Source organism: Christiangramia portivictoriae DSM 23547, assembly GCF_000423045.1.
Taxonomy (GTDB): Bacteria; Bacteroidota; Bacteroidia; order Flavobacteriales; family Flavobacteriaceae; genus Christiangramia; species Christiangramia portivictoriae.
Genome location: NZ_KE383972.1, coordinates 491,712 through 513,888 on the forward strand (window position 1 = coordinate 491,712; position 22,177 = coordinate 513,888).

General features: G+C 40.0%; 20 protein-coding genes. 7 read left to right on the forward strand and 13 right to left on the reverse strand.

From position 1 onward, the window contains the following. Positions 1–789: a tRNA pseudouridine synthase A gene (locus G529_RS0114860; RefSeq protein WP_026916282.1), complete on the reverse strand. Its 789-nt coding sequence runs from the start codon at positions 787–789 to the stop codon at positions 1–3. Positions 790–1,001: 212 nt separating this feature from the next. Here G529_RS0114860 and G529_RS0114870 point away from each other — a divergent pair, with 212 nt between their 5' ends. The 7 genes from G529_RS0114870 (at position 1,002) to G529_RS0114900 (ending at position 8,602) form a co-directional block, all read left to right on the forward strand. Then, entirely contained in the window at positions 1,002–3,170 is a 2,169-nt protein-coding gene (locus G529_RS0114870; RefSeq protein ID WP_026916283.1) for a S9 family peptidase, read from the forward strand. 3 nt (positions 3,171–3,173) lie between these two features. After that, positions 3,174–3,665 carry a GyrI-like domain-containing protein gene (locus tag G529_RS0114875; protein ID WP_026916284.1) on the forward strand — a complete coding sequence of 164 codons (492 nt, stop codon included), beginning with the start codon at positions 3,174–3,176 and terminating at the stop codon, positions 3,663–3,665. 5 nt (positions 3,666–3,670) lie between these two features. Beyond that, on the forward strand, positions 3,671–4,489 hold the full coding sequence (locus tag G529_RS16030; protein ID WP_051201475.1) for a DUF1853 family protein: 819 nt from the start codon (positions 3,671–3,673) through the stop codon (positions 4,487–4,489). 269 nt (positions 4,490–4,758) lie between these two features. After that, positions 4,759–5,637, forward strand: a complete 879-nt coding sequence (locus G529_RS0114885) for a cation diffusion facilitator family transporter (protein ID WP_026916285.1) — start codon at positions 4,759–4,761, stop codon at positions 5,635–5,637. 114 nt (positions 5,638–5,751) lie between these two features. Continuing rightward, the gene (locus G529_RS0114890; protein ID WP_026916286.1) at positions 5,752–6,906 is read left to right on the forward strand and encodes a baeRF7 domain-containing protein; all 1,155 of its coding nucleotides are present in this window, start codon (positions 5,752–5,754) and stop codon (positions 6,904–6,906) included. Between the two features lie 103 nt (positions 6,907–7,009). Next, on the forward strand, positions 7,010–7,744 hold the full coding sequence (locus tag G529_RS0114895) for an NYN domain-containing protein (protein ID WP_026916287.1): 735 nt from the start codon (positions 7,010–7,012) through the stop codon (positions 7,742–7,744). Positions 7,745–7,750: 6 nt separating this feature from the next. Further along, a complete protein-coding gene (locus G529_RS0114900) occupies positions 7,751–8,602 on the forward strand; it encodes a pirin family protein (protein WP_026916288.1) in 852 nt (283 codons plus the stop codon). A gap of 27 nt (positions 8,603–8,629) precedes the next feature. On the opposite strand, the gene G529_RS0114905 is transcribed toward G529_RS0114900, so the two are convergent. The 12 genes from G529_RS0114905 to fabG form a co-directional block, all read right to left on the reverse strand. After that, a complete protein-coding gene (locus tag G529_RS0114905) occupies positions 8,630–10,918 on the reverse strand; it encodes a T9SS type B sorting domain-containing protein (RefSeq protein WP_026916289.1) in 2,289 nt (762 codons plus the stop codon). Between the two features lie 13 nt (positions 10,919–10,931). Next, a complete protein-coding gene (hisIE, locus tag G529_RS0114910) occupies positions 10,932–11,558 on the reverse strand; it encodes a bifunctional phosphoribosyl-AMP cyclohydrolase/phosphoribosyl-ATP diphosphatase HisIE (protein WP_026916290.1) in 627 nt (208 codons plus the stop codon). 4 nt (positions 11,559–11,562) lie between these two features. Next, positions 11,563–12,318 (reverse strand): imidazole glycerol phosphate synthase subunit HisF, encoded by a 756-nt coding sequence (gene hisF, locus G529_RS0114915; protein WP_026916291.1) that lies wholly within the window; start codon positions 12,316–12,318, stop codon positions 11,563–11,565. Between the two features lie 47 nt (positions 12,319–12,365). Beyond that, the gene (gene hisA / locus G529_RS0114920) at positions 12,366–13,097 is read right to left on the reverse strand and encodes a 1-(5-phosphoribosyl)-5-[(5-phosphoribosylamino)methylideneamino]imidazole-4-carboxamide isomerase (RefSeq protein ID WP_026916292.1); all 732 of its coding nucleotides are present in this window, start codon (positions 13,095–13,097) and stop codon (positions 12,366–12,368) included. A 1-nt stretch (position 13,098) separates the two neighbouring features. Continuing rightward, positions 13,099–13,680, reverse strand: coding sequence for an imidazole glycerol phosphate synthase subunit HisH (gene hisH, locus G529_RS0114925; RefSeq protein WP_026916293.1), 582 nt, complete (start codon positions 13,678–13,680; stop codon positions 13,099–13,101). After that, a complete protein-coding gene (gene hisB / locus G529_RS0114930) occupies positions 13,680–14,819 on the reverse strand; it encodes a bifunctional histidinol-phosphatase/imidazoleglycerol-phosphate dehydratase HisB (protein WP_026916294.1) in 1,140 nt (379 codons plus the stop codon). Before hisB ends, hisH begins: the two co-directional genes overlap by 1 nt. Beyond that, positions 14,816–15,862 (reverse strand): histidinol-phosphate transaminase, encoded by a 1,047-nt coding sequence (gene hisC / locus G529_RS0114935; protein WP_035696166.1) that lies wholly within the window; start codon positions 15,860–15,862, stop codon positions 14,816–14,818. Before hisC ends, hisB begins: the two co-directional genes overlap by 4 nt. Further along, on the reverse strand, positions 15,862–17,148 hold the full coding sequence (gene hisD, locus G529_RS0114940) for a histidinol dehydrogenase (RefSeq protein WP_026916296.1): 1,287 nt from the start codon (positions 17,146–17,148) through the stop codon (positions 15,862–15,864). The genes hisC and hisD overlap by 1 nt, the downstream gene beginning before the upstream one ends. Positions 17,149–17,157: 9 nt before the next feature. Further along, entirely contained in the window at positions 17,158–18,021 is an 864-nt protein-coding gene (gene hisG / locus G529_RS0114945) for an ATP phosphoribosyltransferase (RefSeq protein WP_026916297.1), read from the reverse strand. 210 nt (positions 18,022–18,231) lie between these two features. Further along, a complete protein-coding gene (locus tag G529_RS0114950) occupies positions 18,232–19,047 on the reverse strand; it encodes a prohibitin family protein (RefSeq protein WP_026916298.1) in 816 nt (271 codons plus the stop codon). 14 nt (positions 19,048–19,061) lie between these two features. After that, positions 19,062–21,098 (reverse strand): hypothetical protein, encoded by a 2,037-nt coding sequence (locus G529_RS0114955; protein WP_026916299.1) that lies wholly within the window; start codon positions 21,096–21,098, stop codon positions 19,062–19,064. Between the two features lie 314 nt (positions 21,099–21,412). After that, entirely contained in the window at positions 21,413–22,159 is a 747-nt protein-coding gene (gene fabG / locus G529_RS0114960) for a 3-oxoacyl-[acyl-carrier-protein] reductase (protein WP_026916300.1), read from the reverse strand. Positions 22,160–22,177: the final 18 nt, after the last annotated feature.

The window sequence follows — 22,177 nt, forward strand, 5'->3', positions numbered from 1 at the left end:
CTAATCAAATTCCAGTTTTCGAAGGATCAATCCCGATGCCGGGGCGATAAAGTCCATTTGCAAATGTGGCGTGTCTGGTTTCAGGCTTTCTTTAATTTGCTCAAGACTCAATTCCCCACGTCCTACCTGTATTAGCGTACCCATCATCAATCGAACCTGGTGACGTAGAAAACCAGATGCGTGAATATGAAAAATATAAGAGTTTTCAGGAAAAAAATTAGCGGTATACAGTGTGTTTTCGACCAGTTCAGATCGTAGCATCTCACGCTCGAAGGTACTTTTTTCAGAAACCCGTACGCAATAATTCTTGAAATGATGCCTGCCCTGAAAAAGTACTGCCGCTTCTTTCATTTTTTGAATATTCAGGTCTTCCTGAAAATTGGCCATAAACGGCGCGCAGAATGGATGGAACTTCTCTCCAACGCTAAATAGATAAGCATATTCCTTCGTCTTGGAATCCTGGATGATATTGAATTTATCATCCACCTCTTCTATGCTTAAAGCTCGAATATCCTGGGGTAGATTTTTATTAAAGAGTTTTAGAAACTCCTCAAGGTCGTCCAGTGGTTCATGATCAAGAAATAATTCGAATGCCGACTCCTCTGCAGATACCATGGCGTCTGTACGACTGGTACCAAGAATTTTGTATTTCGCATCTGGCATGATCCAGCCAAATGTTTTGGTAATAAGTCCTTCAACAGTTTTTACGTCTGGCTGTTTTTGCCATCCATGCAACCGATAACCTAAATACTGTACTTTTATAAAATAATAAAATCTTTTCCTAAACAAACGCTTGATTTTTGCGCAAAGATATCCAAAATGAACTGTAAATCCAGTTACTCTAAGTTTCAGGCGCTCCAGGCTTCAGAGATTTCAGTAATTATAATTAAATTGGAGTCCAGATAAGAGATTTTAGAATAAAGCGGGCGAAAACTGTCTCCTTTATTCCCTTCGGAAGAAATTCTGAAGATCAATTTGAATATTAAACCAGTTCTCAAAATATGAAATACTACCTTTTAATTCTTACTTCGTTTTTAGCCTTTTCGACCGTAAATTCACAAGAGCGGGATAGCCTTACTGCTGAAGATTATTCGAATGCAGAAAAGTTTTTAAGTTATCAAACCAATAGCAAGATTTATCGGAGTTATGTCTATCCTCAATGGCTGGAAAATGGCGATTTCTGGTACCGGGTCACTACTCGGGATGGTTCAGAATTTATTTTGGTTGAAAGCAAGACCGGCAAGAAAACTACTTTTGGTTCCAAAGAAGAACTACTTGCAAACCTTGATTCAGGTACCGAAGAAAATGCCAGGTATTCACGAACCGAAGTTGCCTCACCAGATGGTAAAAAACTGGCTTATATCAAGGACTGGAACCTTTGGATGAAAAATATTGACACCGGTGAGGAAACGCAGTTAACCAAAGATGGAATCGAAAATTATGGTTATGCTACAGACAATGCCGGTTGGAGAAAGAGTGACAAGCCAATTCTGCTATGGTCTCCAGATTCTAAAAAGATCGCCACTTACAGGCAGGACCAGCGTCATGTAAGTGATATGTACCTTGCTTCTACTAAAGTTGGAGCTCCAGAACTTCAGCAGTGGAAATATCCACTCCCGGGTGATGAGAAAGTTATTCAGATCGAGCGTATCATCATAGACACAGAGAATTTAGAGATCATTCCGTTAAAAATTCCGCAGGATCCAAGAAGAGGAACTCTTTGTGATGATATTAGCTGTTCCGGAGCATTCGATGATAACCAGTGGAGCCAGGATTCCAGGGAGTTGGCCTTTGTTTCCACATCAAGAGATCATAAGGTAGCAAAGTTTAGAATTGCAGATGCAACTACCGGGGAGGTTCGAGAAGTTTTTGAAGAAAAAGTGGATACTCAGTATGAATCTGGACAGGGAAGTATCAACTGGAAATACTTCCCTGAAACCAGCGAAATTATCTGGTATTCTGAAAGGGATGATTGGGGTCACTTATATCTATATGATTCAAAAACCGGAAACCTGAAGAACCAGATTACCAAAGGGGAATTTGTGGTTACGGCAGTTCTGGAGTTTGATGCGGAAGATCGCATGGTCTATTTTATGGCAAATGGGAAGGATCAGTCAATGGATCCCTACTTCGCTCAGTTTTACAGCATTCGCTTTGATGGCAAAAAGCTGCAAAGCCTTACTCCTGAAGATGCAAATCACAGAATCAGCATCTCTCCAGACAGTAGATACTTTGTAGACAATTATTCCAAACCAGACACTCCTAACAAGGCTGTCCTGAAAAAAATGAATGGTAAACAAATCGCTATGCTGGAGCAGGCAGATATTGAAGATCTGGAGGCTGAGGGCTGGAAACCGGCCAGGCGTATTAGCGTGAAGTCCAGGAATGGAGATTGGGACCTTTACGGCCTCATGTTCACACCAACGCATCTCGATGAGAATAAATCCTACCCCGTGGTGAACTATATTTATCCAGGACCTCAGGGTGGCGGAGTTGGTTCCCGCTCCTTTTACCCTAGCCGTAGTGATCACCAGGCGCTGGCAGAATTAGGCTTTATAGTGGTCATTATCGATGGTACCTGTAACCCAAATCGATCAAAATCCTTCCATGATGCCTGCTACGGAAATATGGCAGACAACACCCTGGAAGATCAGATCAGCGGACTAAAGCAATTAGCTGAAAAGTATTCTTACATGGATCTGGATCGCGTTGGCATCTGGGGACATTCCGGTGGTGGATTTGCCACTGCTGCCGCACTTTTTAACTACCCTGAATTTTATAAAGTAGGAATCTCTGAATCTGGAAATCATGATAACCGTAATTATGAGGATGACTGGGGTGAGCGCTATATTGGTTTGCTGAGTAGTAATGAAGATGGCACCTCTAATTACTCAAAACAGGCCAACCAGAACATGGCAGAGAATCTGGAAGGCAAATTGCTTCTGGCCCACGGAGCCATGGACGATAATGTGCCGCCTTATAATACCTACCTGGTCGTGGATGCGCTTATTGAAGCAAACAAGGATTTTGATCTCATCATTTTCCCGCATGCGCGTCATGGCTTCGGAAAAGATTCGTATTATATGATGCGAAGACGCTGGGATTATTTTGTAGAACATTTAATGAAAGCCACTCCTCCTCCAAATTATGAACTGGGACCAAAATCTTAACGAATGCAACCAAAGATAATAGAAATCGACGCTGTTAAACTTGCCGGAATCAGTAAGGAAACCAGTATGGCCAATGATAAAACAGAAGTACTCTGGAAACGCTTTATGAGTATCAAAGTAAAGACTCCGGTCCTTGCCAATCGTGACCTGTACTCTGTAGAGCAATACGACGAAGCTTTCTTAAGAGGAGAATTTGATCCTCAAACAAAATTTGAAAAATGGGCAGCTGTCGAAGTCAATGATTATTCTGAGCTGCCTGAAGGTCTTGAGAAACTGGAACTTGAGGGTGGGCTCTACGCCATCTTCAGACATCGTGGAACGGCACAGAACTTTGCCGGAACTGCAAAATACATTTTTGAAGACTGGCTTCCTAAGTCTGAATATGAGCTTGATCACCGTGCGCATTTCGAAATTATGGGAAGCGATTATAAAGGACCTGATGATCCTGAGTCTCTCGAGGATATTTATATTCCGGTCAAGCTAAAAAAGTCATAGACAGTATGCTTTCTGATGCTTCGGAAGTAGATTTGCTTAGTCAGTTTAAAGGATTTCTGGAAACGCCTGATATTCGTAAGATTTACAGCTCTGCCATTCCTGTATTCGAATTTCCTGAAGTTAAGATCACTGCAGAACTTATAGCAGCACTTGAAAAAATTGCCCACCCCAGAAACTCGGTTTTGGGAAAACGGATGGAAAGCTTTTTTGAGATCGCCATTCAGTTCTCTGATAGATATGATCTTATTGCTTCCAATATTCAAGTAAATCAACATAAGATCACCCTGGGAGAACTTGACTTTTTAGTCTATGATCGACTAAAAGATCAAGCCCTACACGTGGAACTTGTTTATAAGATCTATATCCTGGACCCAGAAGCAGGCCGGGATGAAGAGATGCTTATAGGCCCTAATAGAAAGGATTCGTTTCTGGAAAAAATGCAGAAGATCACGAACAAACAACTGCCATTATTAAACCATCGCGAAACACAAAAATATCTTGATAAATTTGGACTGGATCCTGGCAACATTGAGCAACAAATTTGCTTTAAAGCGCAGTTGTATTCCAATGATTCTGATGTAAACTATCATAATGGAGCTTATCTTAGTCTTCAGGAATTTCAGGAATTGGAAAAAAAGGACAGCTTTTTCTACGCCCCAAAGAAAAACCTTTGGAGTTCCAGGCCCGAATTCTGTAAGCGTTGGCACTCGTTTGCAGAAATATTAAAAGAGATCGATCAACTTTTTCAGAAGAAAAAATCGCCTCTTATCTGGATGAAGTCTGCTAATGGCTATTCTAGCTTTTTCGTAGTATGGTGGAAATAAATTTGGCTATAAATTTTTAAACACGTAGCACTGTTTCATGGCGCCAAATCTCGCGGAAATCTTGATCTAAGATCATTTAAGATAACAGGAAATGTAATATCTGTATCAAACTTTTCTTAACCTCCTTTGAAACAAGAAATCCAGCAATAGCTGGCTACCAGGCTCAAAATTCGTAACCGACTGATTATTCGCGTGGACGATGGAGGAATATATTGTTGCACTATGCTGAAATGATTAAAATTAATAGCTTTGCAATTCAAATCACTTCTATGCGTCCCGAGTACAAAGAGGCAGTTAAGGCATCCTATTTTAGTATTGCGGGAAATGCGCTGTTAGCTATTGCCAAAGCTGTTACAGGATTCTTTGGTAATTCTTATGCTTTGATCGCAGATGCCATAGAATCCACTACCGATGTATTTTCATCTTTCCTGGTTCTTTTAGGGATCAGGTACGCCAATAAACCTGCCGATGATAATCATCCCTACGGTCATGGAAAGGCAGAACCTCTAATCACTTTTATGGTCGTTGGATTTTTAATTGTTTCAGCTACGATCATCGCCTATGAAAGCATTAAAAATATACAAACACCTCATGAAGTTCCTGAGCCCTATACGCTCATCGTCCTGGCGGTGATCATTATTATCAAGGAATTGTCCTACAGGTTCGTTTCTAAAAAAAGCGATGAGACAGATAGTTCTGTACTCAAAGCAGACGCGTGGCACCACAGAAGCGATGCTATCACATCTTTTATGGCTTTCGTTGGAATAAGCATCGCCCTGGTGATGGGAGATGGTTATGAAAACGCCGATGACTGGACGGCGCTGTTTGCTTCAGGTTTCATTCTGTTTAATGCCTATTTGATCCTAAGGCCTGCACTGGGAGAAGTCATGGATGAGCATCGTTATGTGGATATAGAAATGGACATTAGAAGCGTCGCCCTTGGAGTTTCCGGAGTTGTAGAAACAGAGAAATGTTATGTTCGCAAAACGGGCATGACATACCATATAGATTTACATATTGCGGTTGATGCCAATATTACCGTAAAGGAGGGTCATTACATAGCACACGAGGTGAAGGACCAAATCCTGGAGAATGTACCACAGGTAGCAGATGTGCTTATTCATGTGGAACCTGACGATGAACTTTAAGTTAGTTCACAATATTTTGAGACTAATTAAGAAAGATTTAGTAGTAAACACGGGGCTTCCGCTTTGATGTGGCCAACAATAGACTTACCTTTTCAATACCAAAAAATTAAAGATATGTCTATGATTAATGAACAGGAATTTAAGGAATTAGCAAACTTCAAAAATGACATCTGCGTGTCTATTTTTATTCCAACCCAACGTGGTGGAAAGGAAGTTCTCGAACAAAAAAATCTCAAACATTTACATTCACTCTGGACTGAAGCAAGTAAGAAACTTTCAGCTAAGGGAGTTGAAAAAAGCACATTAGATCAAATGTCTGCGAAGTTCGAAGAACTTCTGGCCGACAAAGATTTCTGGAGACATCAGTCTGATGGACTGGCCGTTTTCGCAACTCCAGAATATTTTAAGACTTTTAGTCTTCCGGTAAATTTTGAAGCATACACATATATTTCCGAAGAATTTTATGTAAAACCATTAATTCCGGCGATGAATGGCGATGGCAAGTTTCATGTTTTATCCTTACAAATAAGCGATGTTCAATTATACGAAGCCAGTAAATATTCTATTACTCCCATCGACATCGATGATCTTACCCCATCTCAACTTGAGGAACGTGTAGGTTACGATTATAAAGAAAAAGCTTTGCAATTCAGAACGCAGGGAGCTGGAGGAGAAAAAACCCAGTTTCACGGTCACGGAGGCAGCGAGAGAGATGAAAAGGAAGAGATCAAGCAATTCTTTCGTGCGGTAGATCAGGGATTACAAAATTACCTGAACAAAGAAAAATTACCTTTAATCGTTTACTGCCAGGATTACCTATTTTCGATCTACAAGGAGGCCAATACCTATAATCATTTGGTCGATGAAGTTGTAGATGGTAATCCAAATGACTCCGATCTCCTGGGAGTACATGAAAAATCCTTAAAGGTTGCAGAAAAATTTCTGGATGAGGAACGAGATAATAAACTAAATAAGTACAAAGAGCAGAGCCAGACTGAAAATACTTCTTCAGCACCAAGCGATATCATGGCGGCAATTTACCAGGGAAGAATTGACACCCTATTTGTTGAAAATAGAGCCGAGATATGGGGAACTTATGACGAAGATCAGATGAAAACAGAGATCGACGAGGAACAAACCAGCGAAAACATTTCGCTGATGAATCTGGCCGCAAAGAAAACCATAGAGATGGGCGGAAACGTCTATTTGATTCAGGATTACCTGATGCCTGAGAAGGAATCCAAAATGAATGCACTTTTCAGGTTTTAAGAATCTGTAAAATGAAAGCCCAGATTTATTTCCGGGCTTTTTTATTTTCTGTACCTGGCAAAAACTGAATTAAACCTTAACTTTATCCAACCAAACCAGAAAAATGGATACAAACTTAGCCGTGCTTATAGACGGGGATAATATCCCTTCAGCACATATAAAAGAAATGATGGAAGAGATTGCCAAATACGGTAATCCTACGATCAAAAGAATTTACGGGGACTGGACCAAGCCTCATTTAAATAAATGGAAAAGTGTACTGCTTGAAAATGCCATTCAGCCAATTCAGCAATATGGATATACGCAGGGAAAAAACGCGACAGATTCTGCCATGATCATCGACGCCATGGATATACTTTATTCTAATAAAGTAGACGGCTTTTGCCTGGTTTCGAGTGATTCAGATTTTACCCGTCTTGCTACCCGCCTTCGTGAAGCAAGTATGAAAGTTATTGGCATTGGCGAAAAAAAGACACCAGATCCATTTATCGTTGCCTGCGATAAGTTCATCTATATCGAGATCCTGAAAAATAATGCCAAGGACAATGAAAACGACAAGGCCAAATCGAAGGAGAATAAAAAACAGAACGTAGACAAGATCACTCCAAAGGTGGTTCGACTTATCTCGCAAACTATTTCTGATGTTGCCGATGAGGATGGTTGGGCATTTCTTGGGGATGTGGGTAGTTTGCTTCAGAAAAAGCAGCCAAATTTTGATTCTCGTAATTATGGCTTTCAGAAATTAACACCAATGATCGATTCGATCGAAAAGTTTGAAATAGAATCCAGAGAAAATTCCAATTCCCGTTTTAAACTGATCTATGTAAGAAATAAATAAATGCAAATGCGGAATATCAAGAAACTACATAAAGCTGAATACCGTCCCATAGGAGATCTGAAAACCTGGTCTCCAATGCCTACCAGGCAATTGCAGATGCTGGATCCTTTTTTGTTTCTAAATCATCATGGTCCGCAAACCTATTCGGCAAACAACCAGGGATTGCCGTTTGGCCCGCACCCACATCGAGGTATGGAAACTGTCACCTTTATCATGAAAGGAGATATCACCCATAAGGATACCGGAGGTCATGAAAGTGTCATTGAAGCCGGTGGGGTACAATGGATGACTGCTGGAAGCGGACTCCTCCATGCTGAAGTTTCTTCGGAAGAATTTAAAAACAATGGGGGTGAGCTGGAGGTTCTTCAATTATGGGTAAATCTTCCGCAACGATTGAAATTGATGGAGCCTCAATACAAGGGGCTTCAGAAGGACCAGATTTCTATCTGGGAAAATGAAGAAAGATCAATCAAAGCCCAGGTGGTTTCAGGGAATTTTAAAGGAATTCGCGGAGCGTTTGACACTCCAACTTCTGTTGATCTGGCAGTGGTGGATTTTAACGCAAACACGACCCTGGAACAGGATATTCCCAGGGATGAAACGATCTTTTTTTATGTAGTTTCCGGAGAATTGACCGTAAACGAAATTCCGGTACCAGCCCTGCATCTCGCTGAATTTTCCAATAATTCTGAAATTCTGAATATCACTGCTACAGTAGCAAGCAAATTATTGATTGGTCATGCTAAACCATTTAATGAAAAAGTCGTTTTTGGAGGACCATTTGTCATGAATTCTGAAGAAGAGATTCGACAGGCTTACGATGACTTTCACTCCGGAAAAATGGGCAGCTGGAAATAAATTTTCAAAATTTCACTCTATAGATTTCTAACGAATCAGGCTGAAATGACCGGTTAGATTAACCTTTCCGCCTTGGATCAGGCTAAACCAGTATTCTCCAGCAGGCAGATCGTTATTTTCGAATTTGCCGTTCCAGCTACTATTTTTAGAGTCTAGAATGGTATATAATTTTCCATACCTGCTGTAAATCTGTATGTAATAGTCTGAGGTTAATCCGTGAACGGTCCATGAATCGTTATAACCATCACCATTTGGAGTAAAGAAAGGATCATATCCAAAAATGGATATCTCTCTGGAAACAGTTTGGCAACCTTCAGTATCACGAACAAATAAGACGTGATTCCCGGGCGATACATCACTAAATACTGAGATCTGCTGAAACTGACTGCTGTCATCAAGCGCGTATTCATAAGACGAATTTCCAGTGACTTCGATCTCTACGCGAATTTCATTACCCAGATTAGTGATATTTACCTCCCGAATTACAGCTGTTTCTACAGGATTTATCTCGAAATTTCTTGATGCTGTACAGGCATTCTGATGACTCACTTCCACTTTGTAATTTCCAGGTTCAGAAACATAAATGGACGAGCCAGACTGCGGAATTGGTTCTCCTTCGTAGAACCATTGAAACAAAGCCTCTTCATAAAGACTGGAATCCAATCCAGATTCAAGTAGCAACAGATCTTTTGAGTCACTGCATATACTTAATTCAATATCATCCGGAAGTTCTATTGCTCCTAATAGCTGGACGGGTACAATTGCAAAACCGAGACAATTATTATCCTCCAGTAATTTGACATATAACTTATCCTGCGATAATTCAGAAAAAGAGAAGTTTGTCACAATTTCAAATTCGTCATTTAACGCATGCTCTGCACTGGAGTAGATCTGGAAATTAGAAGCATTTGTATTCTGATCAATTAAATGAGCGGTTAAGTCGGTGAGTGCTATCTCAGGATCATTAGATTCTTCGACGGAACATATTTCGAAAGGGGTCAGAGAAATTTCAGCGTTTATCGTAAGTGTGATTTCTGCAATTTCAGAGCAACCAAAACCATCATGAACGGTTCCAAAAACTGTTCTCGCTTCAGAAATGAAATATTCGGGATCAGCAATTGGATTTACTGCATTTTCAGCATCGGTCCTACTCATAAAAAACTCCTCGATCGTTGTTCTCTGGTTAGGATTCAGAATTTGAGACGCACTGTCATGTAAATTGTACTGCGCAGTTTCAGTAGTAGAAAAACCACAGGCTTCAAGTACGGCCGAATTATAATCAATCTGGGGATAATATTCCACAATTATATTTCCCTGAGCGATACAGCCTTCAGAAGAAGTTATTTGCACGGCATACTCGCCAGGTTTATTTATACGTAGCTGACTATTAGTCTCTCCAGGCAGAAAATTACCATTCCTGTACCACGCCACCTGATCTCCGGCAGCTGTAGCTGGTTCCAAGACAAGAACTTCGCCATAGCAAAGGGCATCGTTGTTCTGAACCAGACGATCTGGTCCAAGATCTGCACTGGATTGAAAGCTTCCGGCTTCCAGGAATACTGCAGAATCGTATTTGTCATTGAGATCATCTGCAATTACCAGTTTTACATGATATGTTTCACCAGGTATCACTTCTGCAACCGCATTCAGAACTTTCGTTTGACCATCAAAGATCGTTTCAGCATTAAAATTGAACCTGTCGAAATATGCTTCATTAACAGCCGGACAATTTTCAGAAATAAATGGATGGACGGTGGTGTTCAGGATAGGCGTTTGAGTTCCGGGAACCACCGCAAGGTTTTTATACGAGGTTTCATCTGCCTTCCGAATAAAGAATCCAAAAGCATCAGAAAACTTACAGGTAACCGAATTATCAAACTGGTATTCTTCCGAAGCGAACAAATATCGAAAACTGATACCGGCCACATTGGGTACAAAATCGAACTCTATGATCGTAGCGTTATAAGAATCTATGCCGAGCTCTGCCTCCAGTTGTGCATCGCCATCCCAGCCGGAATGAAAGTCATTCGCCAGACTTGATGTGGGCTCTGAAATTGTTTCAAGTTTTCCCGTGCTTAAAACCAATCCATTACTAATTGGAAATCCTGTGCCAGCTGCATCAAAATACCCGAAACTTTTACTGCCATCGGTAAAATTTGCTCCGTAAACATTGGTCACCACAACATCTGTAATGCAGTCACTTTGTATGAGTAACTCTTCAATAAGTTCCTGTGCAGTATATCGATCCTGATCGACCTGAATGCTCTGAGAGAAACTCAGTGCAGGCAGGAACAATAGCAGGATCAATTTTCTCATACAAGTCTCCAGGCTATTTTGAATGTCTTTTTCTAAGAACTTTTACAATATCCTCCAGTCCGTAACCTTTGGCTTTTAAAAGGATCATATAATGAAACAACAGATCTGCACTTTCATTTAAAAAGAGGTTTTCGTCATGATCCTTGGCTTCAATCACCACTTCCACAGCTTCTTCACCAACTTTCTGGGCGATCTTATTGAGCCCTTTATCAAACAGGGAAACCACATAACTGTTCTCGTTTTCCTGTCTGTTTTCCTTTGGTGTTTCACTTAGTTTCTTTCTACTGGCAATAATACCTTCCAATTCTGAAAGAAAACCGTATTCTGCTGAGTTTTCCTCAGCCCAGCAAGTGTCGGTTCCCTTATGGCAAACAGGACCTTCAGGACGAACTTTGATCAATAATGTATCCCTATCGCAATCAAGTTTTATGGAAACCAGGTTCAGGAAATTACCACTTTCCTCACCTTTGGTCCAGAGTCTCTGCTTGGTTCTGCTGAAAAAAGTCACTTTTTTAGATTCGTTGGTTTTCAGATATGCTTCCTCATTCATGTATCCAAGCATCAAAACCTTTCCAGTATCCTGATCCTGAATGATCGCCGGGACTAGTCCGTCGTTATTTTTATTAAAATCGATATCCATCATATTATATTCTTACCGGGATTCCGGAGTTTTTAAGACTGTTTTTTAGATCTGAAATTTTAATTTCCTTAAAGTGAAAAACGCTTGCAGCCAAAGCAGCATCTGCTTTACCTTTCTTAAAGGTATCTTCAAAGTGCTGAATATTCCCTGCACCTCCAGAGGCGATGATCGGGATATTCAACTCTTCTGAAAGTCTTGCCAGGGCTTCATTAGCGAATCCATTTTTTGTACCATCATGATCCATGGATGTAAATAGAATCTCACCAGCCCCACGGTTTTCCACTTCCTTTGCCCATTCAAAAAGATCCAGTTCTGTCGGTACTTTTCCTCCCACCAGATGAACCGACCATTTGCCGTCAATATTTTTAGCATCTATGGCGACCACCACACACTGACTCCCAAATTTTTCTGATAACTGGTTGATAAGATCAGGATTCTTTACTGCGGAAGAGTTTATGGACACTTTATCTGCACCATTCTTCAGAAGTATGTCTACATCTTCTACGGAAGAAATTCCGCCACCAACGGTAAATGGAATATTAAGTTGTTCTGCTACGTCAAGAACAAGTTTTGCCAGCGTTCTTCTTTTTTCTTCAGTGGCTGAAATATCCAGGAATACCAACTCGTCTGCTCCCTTTTCAGCATACGCTGCGGCAAGTTCCACCGGATCACCGGCATCTCGCAGGTCAACAAAATTGACGCCCTTTACCGTTCGGCCATTTTTAATATCCAGACATGGAATGATTCTTTTTGTAAGCACAGGATTAAAATTTCAAGGTTTTTGAGTAGCGACTATCAATCAATCTACTATTGTTCGTTTTCTAAAATATAATTTTCAAGCTGCTTGAGGCTAATACGATTTTCATAGATCGCCTTTCCAATGATCACACCCTCACAACCCAGCTCTTTTAACTTCGGGAGTTCATCGAATGCTGATATTCCGCCAGAAGCGATCAGGCCAATATCCTTAGTTTCCTCCAGTATTTCAGTATAAAGTTCGAAAGAAGGCCCTTCCAGCATCCCATCTTTGCTTATGTCTGTACAGATCACATATTTGATACCTTCAGCTTCAAAATTCTGAATAAAGGGGATCACCTCCTGTTTGGATTCTTCCAGCCAGCCTGAAACCGCGATTTTCTTATTTCGGGCATCTGCTCCAAGAATGATCTTTTCAGCTCCGTATTTCATGATCCAGGATTTGAAGATCTCTGGATTCTTTATTGCAATACTGCCGCCGGTAATCTGTTTCGCACCACATTCAAAAGCGATCTCCAGATCTTGGTCTGTTTTGAGTCCGCCCCCAAAATCCACTTTCAAACCTGTTCTGGAAGCAATCGATTCCAGAATTTTATGATTTACGATGTGGCTCGATTTCGCTCCATCAAGATCGACCAGGTGAAGATATTGGATACCGTGATCTCCAAAGGACTTGGCTACCTCCAGTGGATCCTCATTATAAATTTTCTTCGTGTCGTAATCTCCTTTGGAGAGCCTTACACACTTGCCGTCGATAATATCTATCGCAGGAATTATTCGCATATTATAGGTTCAAAAAGTTCTTTAAAATTTGTTCTCCGGTTTTACTGCTCTTTTCAGGGTGGAATTGTACGCCATAGAAATTGTCCCTGTTAAGAGCAGTAGAATAATCAACACCATAATTTGTCCTGGCAATTTCATCACTGCATTCGGGAACGTAAAAACTATGAACCAGGTAAACATATTCCTCGGCAGAAACATTTTTAAAAAGTTTTCCTTGAAGTTCGGTGATCGTATTCCAGCCTATTTGCGGTACTTTCAGGTTTCCAAAAAATTTCTTTACTTCCGCATCGAAGATACCCAAACCCCTGGTATTTCCTTCTTCCGAAGATGTACACATCAACTGCATTCCTAGGCAAATTCCAAGTACCGGTTGCTTCAAATCTGGAATAATCTTGTCTAATCCAGTGGATCGCAGCATTCTCATGGCGCTTCCTGCTTCTCCAACCCCTGGAAAAATAACTTTATCAGCATTTTGAATTTCTTCCACATTGCTGGATAGAATAGCTTCAAAACCCAGTCTCTGAACAGCAAACTTAATGGACTGTATATTACCTGCCCCGTAATCGATAATCGCAATTTTCATTATAGCATTCCTTTTGTGGATGGAAGGATCATTTTTTCTGTATCTCTTTTAACCGACATTTTAATCGCCTTGGCAAAAGCTTTAAAAATAGCTTCGATCTTATGATGTTCGTTAGAACCTTCAGCTTTGATATTCAAATTAGCTCTGGCACCATCTGTAAAAGACTTGAAGAAGTGAAAGAACATTTCCGTAGGCATTTTACCAATCATTTCCCGCTTAAAGTCTGCTTCCCAAACCAGCCAGTTTCTACCGCCAAAATCAATGGCCACCTGGGCAAGACAATCGTCCATGGGCAGACAGAAGCCATATCGTTCCATTCCAAGTTTATTACCAAGCGCTTTATGAAAAACTTCTCCAAGCGCGATAGCTGTATCCTCGATGGTATGATGTTCATCTACCTCCAGATCACCCTTTACCTTGATCGTAAGATCCATCTGTCCATGCCTGGCTAATTGATCCAGCATATGGTCAAAAAAGTCGATACCGGTACTAATATCGCTTCTGCCGGTACCATCCAGATTCAGATCGATCTTAATATCTGTTTCATTCGTTTTTCTTTCGATCCCCGCTGTACGATCCTTAAGTTTTAAAAATTCATAAATTTCCTTCCAGGAAGCCGTTTTTAAAGCGATATTATCATAAACTAGCTCTTTCTTCTTAGAAATTTCATCTGCCGCCAGTTCTTCATGCGTATCGATAAAGATGCCCTTTCCTCCAAAATTCATGGCAAATTCCATATCTGTTAGCCGGTCCCCGATCATAAATGATTGCTGAAGATCATAATTCTGATTATTGAGATATTTTTCTTCCAGAAGTCCGGTATTGGGTTTGCGGGTGTTCGCATTGTCTTTTGCAAATGTGCGGTCGATCAACTGCTCAGAGAATTCTACTCCTTCGCTCTCAAATGTCCTGATTATAAAATTTTGATAAGGCCAGAAATCTGATTCAGGAAAACTATCGGTTCCAAGTCCATCCTGATTGGTGACCATCACCAGTTCATAATCCAGTTCTTTGGCTATTTTATTCAGATAGGTGATCGCTTCAGGATAAAATACCAGTTTGTCGATGCTGTCGATCTGGTAATCTTCAGGTTCGTGGATAAGAGTTCCATCCCGATCTATAAACAATACTTTTTTCATGATTCTAATTCTTTGAAGGCTTTTAGTAGATTTTGGTTTTCTGAAGCTGTTCCAACTGTGATTCGAAGACAGTTTTCGCAAAGAGGCTGCTTGCTTCTATTTCTTACAACAATGCCTTTACCGATCAATTCCATATATCTTTGATCTGCATCATCTACTTTTATAAGCAAAAAATTGGCATCTGAAGGAAATATTTTTGCAACATATTTTAACTGAAGTAATTGTTTAGATAAAGCATCCCTTTCGCGCTTAATATCAATAACTTGCTGTTTTATTTTTAAATAATTCTGAAGACCTTCCAGAGCTTTTTGCTGAGTTAGTTCATTCACGTTGTAAGGAGGTTTGATCCTGTTCAAAATTTTAATGATCTCTGCTGAAGCGAATAGCATTCCCAATCTAATCCCGGCCATCCCGAAAGCTTTGGAGAATGTTTGAGTGATGAGAAGGTTTGGATATAAATCAAGCGATTGAGACCATCCTGCATCGTCTGAAAAGTCTATATATGCTTCATCGATCACGACCAGACCATTAAATGACCTTAAAAGCTTCTTTATAGTTTCAGCATTAAAAGAATTCCCGGATGGATTATTCGGGGAACACAAAAACAATAATTTGGTATTTGCATCTAAAGCTTCCAATATTGCATCTACATCAGGTTCAAATTCTGAAGTTAATAGCACTTCCCGATTTTCAATATTATTAATCCCAGAAAGCACCTTATACATTCCATAGGTTGGTGGCAAACTTATAACGTTATCCTTTCCAGGTTCACAAAACGCCCTGAATATAAGGTCCAGAACTTCATCACTTCCATTACCCAACAGCATTTGCTTTTCAGGAACTCCCTTGATCTCTGAAATTTTGGATTTCAAAAGCATTTGTTGTGGATCTGGGTAACGATTTAATCCGTTTTCAAATGGATTTTCATTCGCATCCAGAAATATCATCGCTTTACCATCGGTTTTATATTCATCTCGGGCAGAAGAATAAGGCAGAAGGCTTTTTACGTTGTCTCTTACAAGACTATTAAGATCGAAATTCATCAGGCTTCCAGGGATTTTAGTCTAAGAGTTACAGCATTTTTATGAGCCTGTAATCCTTCAGCTTCAGCCATTGCTTCAATTGCAGGGCCAATATTCTTAATTCCTTCTTCTGAAACTTTCTGATAAGTGATCTGTTTCATAAAACTATCCAGGTTTACACCGCTGTATTGCTTCGCATAACCATTAGTTGGCAAAGTATGATTCGTACCTGAAGCATAATCGCCGGCACTTTCAGGAGCATAATTACCAATAAATACAGATCCCGCATTTATAATATTTTCCACAAAATAATCTTCATTTTCAGAACATACTATAAAATGTTCCGGGCCATACTCATTTATGAGCTCCAAAGCGGTCTCTTCGGTATCAACCAGAATAAGTTTGGAGTTTTCGATCGCCTGTTGCGCAATGGCTTTTCGAGGTAATTCTTCGAGCTGCTTCTCTACTTCATCACTCACCAGCCCAAGCATTTTTGCTGAAGTACTTACCATGATCACCTGGCTATCCACTCCATGTTCTGCCTGGCTTAATAGATCTGAAGCTACGAAGGCAGCATTTGCTGAGTCATCTGCATACACCAGCAATTCTGATGGTCCCGCAGGCATGTCTATAGCTACCTGGTATCGGGTAGCAAGTTGTTTTGCTACGGTCACAAATTGATTTCCTGGCCCGAAGATCTTGTACACTTTAGGTACACTTTCGGTACCAAAGGTCATTGCTCCAATCGCCTGAATTCCGCCAATCTTAAAAACCTGGGTTACTCCGCATAATTTCGCTGTGTATAAGACCGCAGGATTCACGTTACCATTCTTATCTGGTGGTGTACACAGTACGATCTCCTCGCAACCGGCAATATTTGCTGGAGTTGCCAACATTAGAATGGATGAAAATAAGGGTGCTGTTCCTCCGGGAATATAAAGTCCCACCTTCTGTATCGCCTTTTTTTCCTGCCAGCATTTTACCCCATTCATGGTTTCCACCACAACTCTTTCGGTTCTTTGCGCTGCATGAAATATTTCGATATTCTTTTTAGCCAGTGCTATGGCTTCTTTCAATTCCTCTGAAATTTCAGCTGAAGCCCGCTCTATTTCAGAAGTAGAAACCTTAAAAGTATCGAGATCAATTCCGTCGAAAGCTTTCGTATATCTTCGAACGGCAGCATCTCCCGTAAGCCTGATTTCTTCAAAAACCTTGTGCACGGTTTGCTCAATATCGGCGACGGTTTGAGTTGGCCGCTTTAATATTTCGTTCCACTGGGATCTGTCAGGATTGTTGATCGTTTTCATTATTCTAAATTAAAGTACCATAGTTTCTATTGGTGCTACCAGAATTCCTTCAGCACCATTACTCTTTAGTTCGTCCAGAACTTCCCAAAATCTATCTTCATTAATCACGGTATGGATCGAACTCCATCCCTTCTCTGCCAAAGGTAAAACAGTTGGGCTTCTCATCCCCGGCAACAGGCTGATAATCTTTTCCAGTTTATCATCCGGTGCATTTAATAATATATACTTGGAAGTTCGGGCATTCAATACAGATTTTAATCTGAATTGCAGTTTTTCCAGTATTTGCTTACGCTCTTCAGAAATCTTAGGAGAGATGGCCAGCACCGCTTCACTTTTGAGCATTACTTCCACTTCTTTGAGTCCGTTTTTAAACAACGTGCTTCCGCTGGAAACTATATCGCAAATAGCATCGGCAAGTCCAATATTAGGAGCAATTTCAACAGAACCATTAATGATATGAAGATCTGCAGAGATCCCTTTTTCCTCCAAATAGTCCTTTACGGTATTCGGGTAGGAAGTAGCAATTTTGAGTCCGTCAAGATCCTGTATGCCATTGTATTTGAAAGACTTTGGAACCGCGAGGGAAACTTTACATTTGGAAAAACCCAGCTTTTCACCTCTAATGATATCCTTACCTTTTTCTATAAGCACGTTCTCACCAATAATGGCAACATCTACAACACCATCTCTCAAATATTGAGGAATATCACCATTACGCAGGTACATTACTTCCAACGGGAAATTTCTGGATGAAGCTTTTAGTTGCTCTTTACCATTATCAATGGAGATACCCGCATCTTTTAAAACTTTGATAGAATCATCGAATAGTCTTCCTGACTTCTGTACGGCGATTCTTAATTTTTGCTGACTCATAATTTAGTTAGTATTAGGAATAAAAAAACCCGCTTGATTTCTCAAACGGGTTATGATATTATAGTTAGTGTTACAACATATCAAATTTACCTCGCTTGAGCGTGGAGTAAAAGATGATGATGATGTACATTAAAATTCGTCATTGTGATGCCAAAGCTAAATAAAATTCTGAATTATAAAACCAGTTTTTTATTTTTTAATATTTGTTTATTAATTGTCTCCCAGAATTATTGGCATTCCACCTTCTCCAGATCCAATGACAACTACCTTACTATTAGGTGATTTCGCAAGTTCTATAGTCGCCTGTATTCCTTTTTCCTGCAAAACCTTGTCGGTAAGAGACTCACTCAGAATTCTGTTGGCACGTGCTTTACCTTCAGCATCAATTCTTTGTCTTTCTGCTTCCTGTTCTGCTTTCGAAAGTCTGAATTCATACTCAAGAGACTCCTGTTCCTGTCTAAGTTTACGTTCGATTGCATCCTTGATCGTAGATGGTAAAGAAACATCCCTTACCAGGACTTCGTTTACCTGTACATACTGATCCTCCAGAAGTAGATTGGTTTCATCAAAAATTTCCTTCTGAATTGCCTCTCTTTTGCTGGCATAAAGTTGCTCCGGATTGTAACGCCCAACTACTGCCCTGGTCGCAGATCTTATCGCTGGCTGAAGCAGACGTTGAATATAAGCCTCTCCTTTTTCCTGATGCAATTTACCCAGGGCTTCATATTCTGGCTGAAACCATACTGAAGCATCTAAACTAATTTCCAGACCATTAGAAGATAATACTGTCATTTCCTCATCGATAGATTGCTGACGTACTTCGTAAACAAAAACTTTGTTCCAGGGTGCAACTACGTGAAATCCTTCAGAAAGAGGACTTCCTTCAGTTACAACACCACCACCAAATGTTTTGTAAAGAACCCCGGCTTCTCCCGAGTCTATGGTAACAGTAGATTTTGCAAGTAAAATAATTACAATAACAAGCCCGATAAATAAAGGGATGCCAATTTTAGGTAATCTTTCCATAATAATTTTTGAACTTAAATTAGACCCTTATATTTTCGGTAAAACCATTCCAGAGCAAGGGCAAGCACAATAAGAAATAGCAGGTAGTACCAGTCTATCAAAGGTACGGTTTTTTGTTCGCTTTTAAGAACTGGCCTGTGACTATCATTTTTCATTAAATAGTCCTCAAAAACTTTGAATTGATCATCATAAAACAAGCGTGAATTATTATTCAACTCTAAAAATTGCATTGCCGCAAGGTTTGCAGTATGTTTTTGTTCTTCCGCATTATAATCAAGTATATTGAAAGCTCCTCTTTTCTGTAAATCCATATCCTCCATCTTCACTGTATAAGTATAACTTCCTGGAGAAAGATTCCCGATCTCAGCTACATATTCAAGATTTCTGGAAACAAGACCTGTATTCATAACAGGGTTGCCAAGGCTGTCGGATACCTCAATTTCTAAACTGGCATTGGAATCAAAGCTGTAATTCTCATCATAATAAGTAGCTTTAATTTCTACAAGCTCATTTTCCATGAATGATTGAGGATGTTCCGTGAGCAATCTTTCACTGGACTCCGCAGAGCTCAGATTCTGTACAAGATCTCCAATAAATGTGTTGAACCGATCAAAACTCTGATCCTTCCGGAAACTGGCAGCTCTCCATCGCCAAATATTTTCTCCGGTTAACAAACCAATTTTTGGCTGAATTCTGGAAACAGCGAGTAGCGGACTATCGGTTTCAATTCCCTCAATCTTTTGATACAGCTGCACAGCATAACGATTTGCATCTACCTCAGTATTTCCGAAGGCAATCTGTAAGGGAGGAAGACTTTCATAATCCAGGTGTTTCGGTTGGTAAATAACAAAATTCTCATTCTTCACGGGAAAGACATCCTGAGGCTGATTGATGCTGTTCTTTGAGAACCCTAATTGAAGTTCATTCATAAATTGCCAGTCGGTTTCGGGACCGGTTATGTATAATTTTCCAGCCTTCAATCCTGAAATCGACTCTATAGTTCTTTGAAAGTTTCGATTTACATTGTGTAGCACAAATAACTGTATATCAGTTAATTCAAGATTATTAAATTTAGTAATGTATTGTATCTCGACTTTACGTTGTGAGTTCGATTCAATAGCAGTCTTCAAAGCTCCCAGATCTGGATGAGGGCCCGGACTGATAATCATGATCTTTGAACTTTCGTCTACAATTTCCACCGAGAAGTTTTTGGTGTTGTTTCTAATGTTCTTCTCATCAGGCAATTTACTTAGTCGCACCGTATAATTTTTCAAACCGGTACTCCTAGCTTCCAGTTCAGCATTTACAATAGGCGATCTATTATTTTGAGAAAGTTCGATATTTTGTTGATAAACTACTTTACCTGCACTTTCAATCTGTAGTTTTACCTTCTGCTCATTAGATCCCAGATAGTTCAGAAAAATTTCAACCGGAAATTTATTATTGAGAAAAGCATAGCGGTTATTATTAATTCGCTCAATAGCCAGATCCTCATAACTACTCGTATCACCAACGATCACAGGTAACAGCTCGGTAGTTGCGGCAGACTTGTAATACTGAAAATCCCTGCCTGTATTCTGGTTTCCATCACTAAGAAGAACAATCAGACCTTTTTCGTTGTTCAATAGATCTTCCGCCTGACCCAGAGATTTTTGAATATCAGTAAGTTCTTTATCGAAGTTAGATTGACTGGCTGATGGTACCAGTTCTCTTCCGAAGTGATAATTAACAATTTCAAATTTATCGTTTAATTTTTCTGAAGAGAGAATCTTCTCTTCAAAATTGTGAAGCACAGAATCTTTCCGAAGAAATTGAATGGATTCTGAAGCGTCAGATACTATGATTAGCTTCTCTTTTACTTCGAAGCTTTCGGTGTGAGTGATTTTGGGGTTAATGAGCAGTAAAAGAATCAGAAATAAAGAAAAACTACGTAGTCCGAAAAGTGCAAAATTGCCGGAACTTTTCGTGTTCTTATAAAGATTCTGATAAAAAGAAAACCCCAGAGCTATCAAAAGCGCCAGGGTTATATATAATATCGTCTGAATGTTCATTAAACCAGGTTAGTCCTGTGAAAATACAAATTCTATAATGATTTACTTTCTGAATAATTTAAAGCTTCACGAATCTTATATAGTCAATTTAGCAGGTCTTAATTTGAAGCAGATCTTCTTTTAAAATTGAAATTCACTCCATTTAAAGGGAATAAATTTCAGAAGAAAGGCTAGTCCCACTCCCATTAGTGCCCCTGCAAAAGTCCGAAATAGGGAACCCTGAGGCAACAAATAGTAGCGATGCCAGATATGACCATTATGGCAAGTCCCTTCCATTGACTCCAGTTTAATTTCAGGTTCATAAGATTATTCAATTAAGTATGCATTCCGCCATCTACATGGATCACCTGTCCGGTTACATAAGAACTTAAGTCACTACCAAGATACACACAAGTATTTGCGATATCCTCAGGCTTTCCACCTCGTTTTAACGGAATAGAATCTCTCCAGCCCTGTACTGTTTTCTCATCAAGCTTTTCGGTCATTTCAGTTTCAATAAATCCAGGAGCCACCACATTGGTTCTAATATTCCTTGAACCAAGTTCCTGGGCCATCGATTTTGAGAAACCAATAATTCCCGCTTTGGAAGCTGCGTAGTTTGATTGTCCCGCATTTCCAGTAACACCAACTACAGAACTCATATTAATGATACTACCAGAACGTTGCTTAAGCATGGTTCTTTGTACGGCTTTAGTCATATTAAATATGGACTTCAGGTTCACCTCGATCACCTTGTCAAAATCTGCTTCGCTCATGCGCATCAAAAGATTATCCTTGGTGATACCTGCGTTGTTGATCACGATGTCTATAGATCCAAATTCAGCATTTACATCATCGATCAATTTCTGAGCTTCTTCGAAACTGGCAGCATTAGATTGATAAGCTTTGGCTTTTACACCTTTAGCTTCCAGTTCTTTTGCAAGATCTTCAGCAGACTGTGCCGAAGAATTATAGGTGAATGCGACATTGGCTCCGTGCTCGGCGAAAACCTGAGCGATTCCTTTTCCAATACCTCGACTACCACCTGTGATGATGGCATTCTTTCCTTGTAGTAATTTCATATAGATTGATCTTGGTTA

Excerpts from the sequence above, each read along its gene's own strand:
- G529_RS0114885 (WP_026916285.1), top strand. The coding sequence starts at position 4,759 with ATGCGTCCCGAGTACAAAGAGGCAGTTAAGGCATCCTATTTTAGTATT.
- hisC (WP_035696166.1), bottom strand. The coding sequence starts at position 15,862 with ATGAATTTCGATCTTAATAGTCTTGTAAGAGACAACGTAAAAAGCCTT.
- G529_RS0114955 (WP_026916299.1), bottom strand. The coding sequence starts at position 21,098 with ATGAACATTCAGACGATATTATATATAACCCTGGCGCTTTTGATAGCT.
- hisG (WP_026916297.1), bottom strand. The coding sequence starts at position 18,021 with ATGAGTCAGCAAAAATTAAGAATCGCCGTACAGAAGTCAGGAAGACTA.
- hisA (WP_026916292.1), bottom strand. The coding sequence starts at position 13,097 with ATGCGAATAATTCCTGCGATAGATATTATCGACGGCAAGTGTGTAAGG.
- G529_RS0114950 (WP_026916298.1), bottom strand. The coding sequence starts at position 19,047 with ATGGAAAGATTACCTAAAATTGGCATCCCTTTATTTATCGGGCTTGTT.
- G529_RS0114870 (WP_026916283.1), top strand. The coding sequence starts at position 1,002 with ATGAAATACTACCTTTTAATTCTTACTTCGTTTTTAGCCTTTTCGACC.
- G529_RS0114875 (WP_026916284.1), top strand. The coding sequence starts at position 3,174 with ATGCAACCAAAGATAATAGAAATCGACGCTGTTAAACTTGCCGGAATC.
- G529_RS0114895 (WP_026916287.1), top strand. The coding sequence starts at position 7,010 with ATGGATACAAACTTAGCCGTGCTTATAGACGGGGATAATATCCCTTCA.
- G529_RS0114890 (WP_026916286.1), top strand. The coding sequence starts at position 5,752 with ATGTCTATGATTAATGAACAGGAATTTAAGGAATTAGCAAACTTCAAA.
- G529_RS0114905 (WP_026916289.1), bottom strand. The coding sequence starts at position 10,918 with ATGAGAAAATTGATCCTGCTATTGTTCCTGCCTGCACTGAGTTTCTCT.
- hisD (WP_026916296.1), bottom strand. The coding sequence starts at position 17,148 with ATGAAAACGATCAACAATCCTGACAGATCCCAGTGGAACGAAATATTA.
- hisH (WP_026916293.1), bottom strand. The coding sequence starts at position 13,680 with ATGAAAATTGCGATTATCGATTACGGGGCAGGTAATATACAGTCCATT.
- hisIE (WP_026916290.1), bottom strand. The coding sequence starts at position 11,558 with ATGGATATCGATTTTAATAAAAATAACGACGGACTAGTCCCGGCGATC.
- hisB (WP_026916294.1), bottom strand. The coding sequence starts at position 14,819 with ATGAAAAAAGTATTGTTTATAGATCGGGATGGAACTCTTATCCACGAA.
- G529_RS0114900 (WP_026916288.1), top strand. The coding sequence starts at position 7,751 with ATGCGGAATATCAAGAAACTACATAAAGCTGAATACCGTCCCATAGGA.
- G529_RS16030 (WP_051201475.1), top strand. The coding sequence starts at position 3,671 with ATGCTTTCTGATGCTTCGGAAGTAGATTTGCTTAGTCAGTTTAAAGGA.
- fabG (WP_026916300.1), bottom strand. The coding sequence starts at position 22,159 with ATGAAATTACTACAAGGAAAGAATGCCATCATCACAGGTGGTAGTCGA.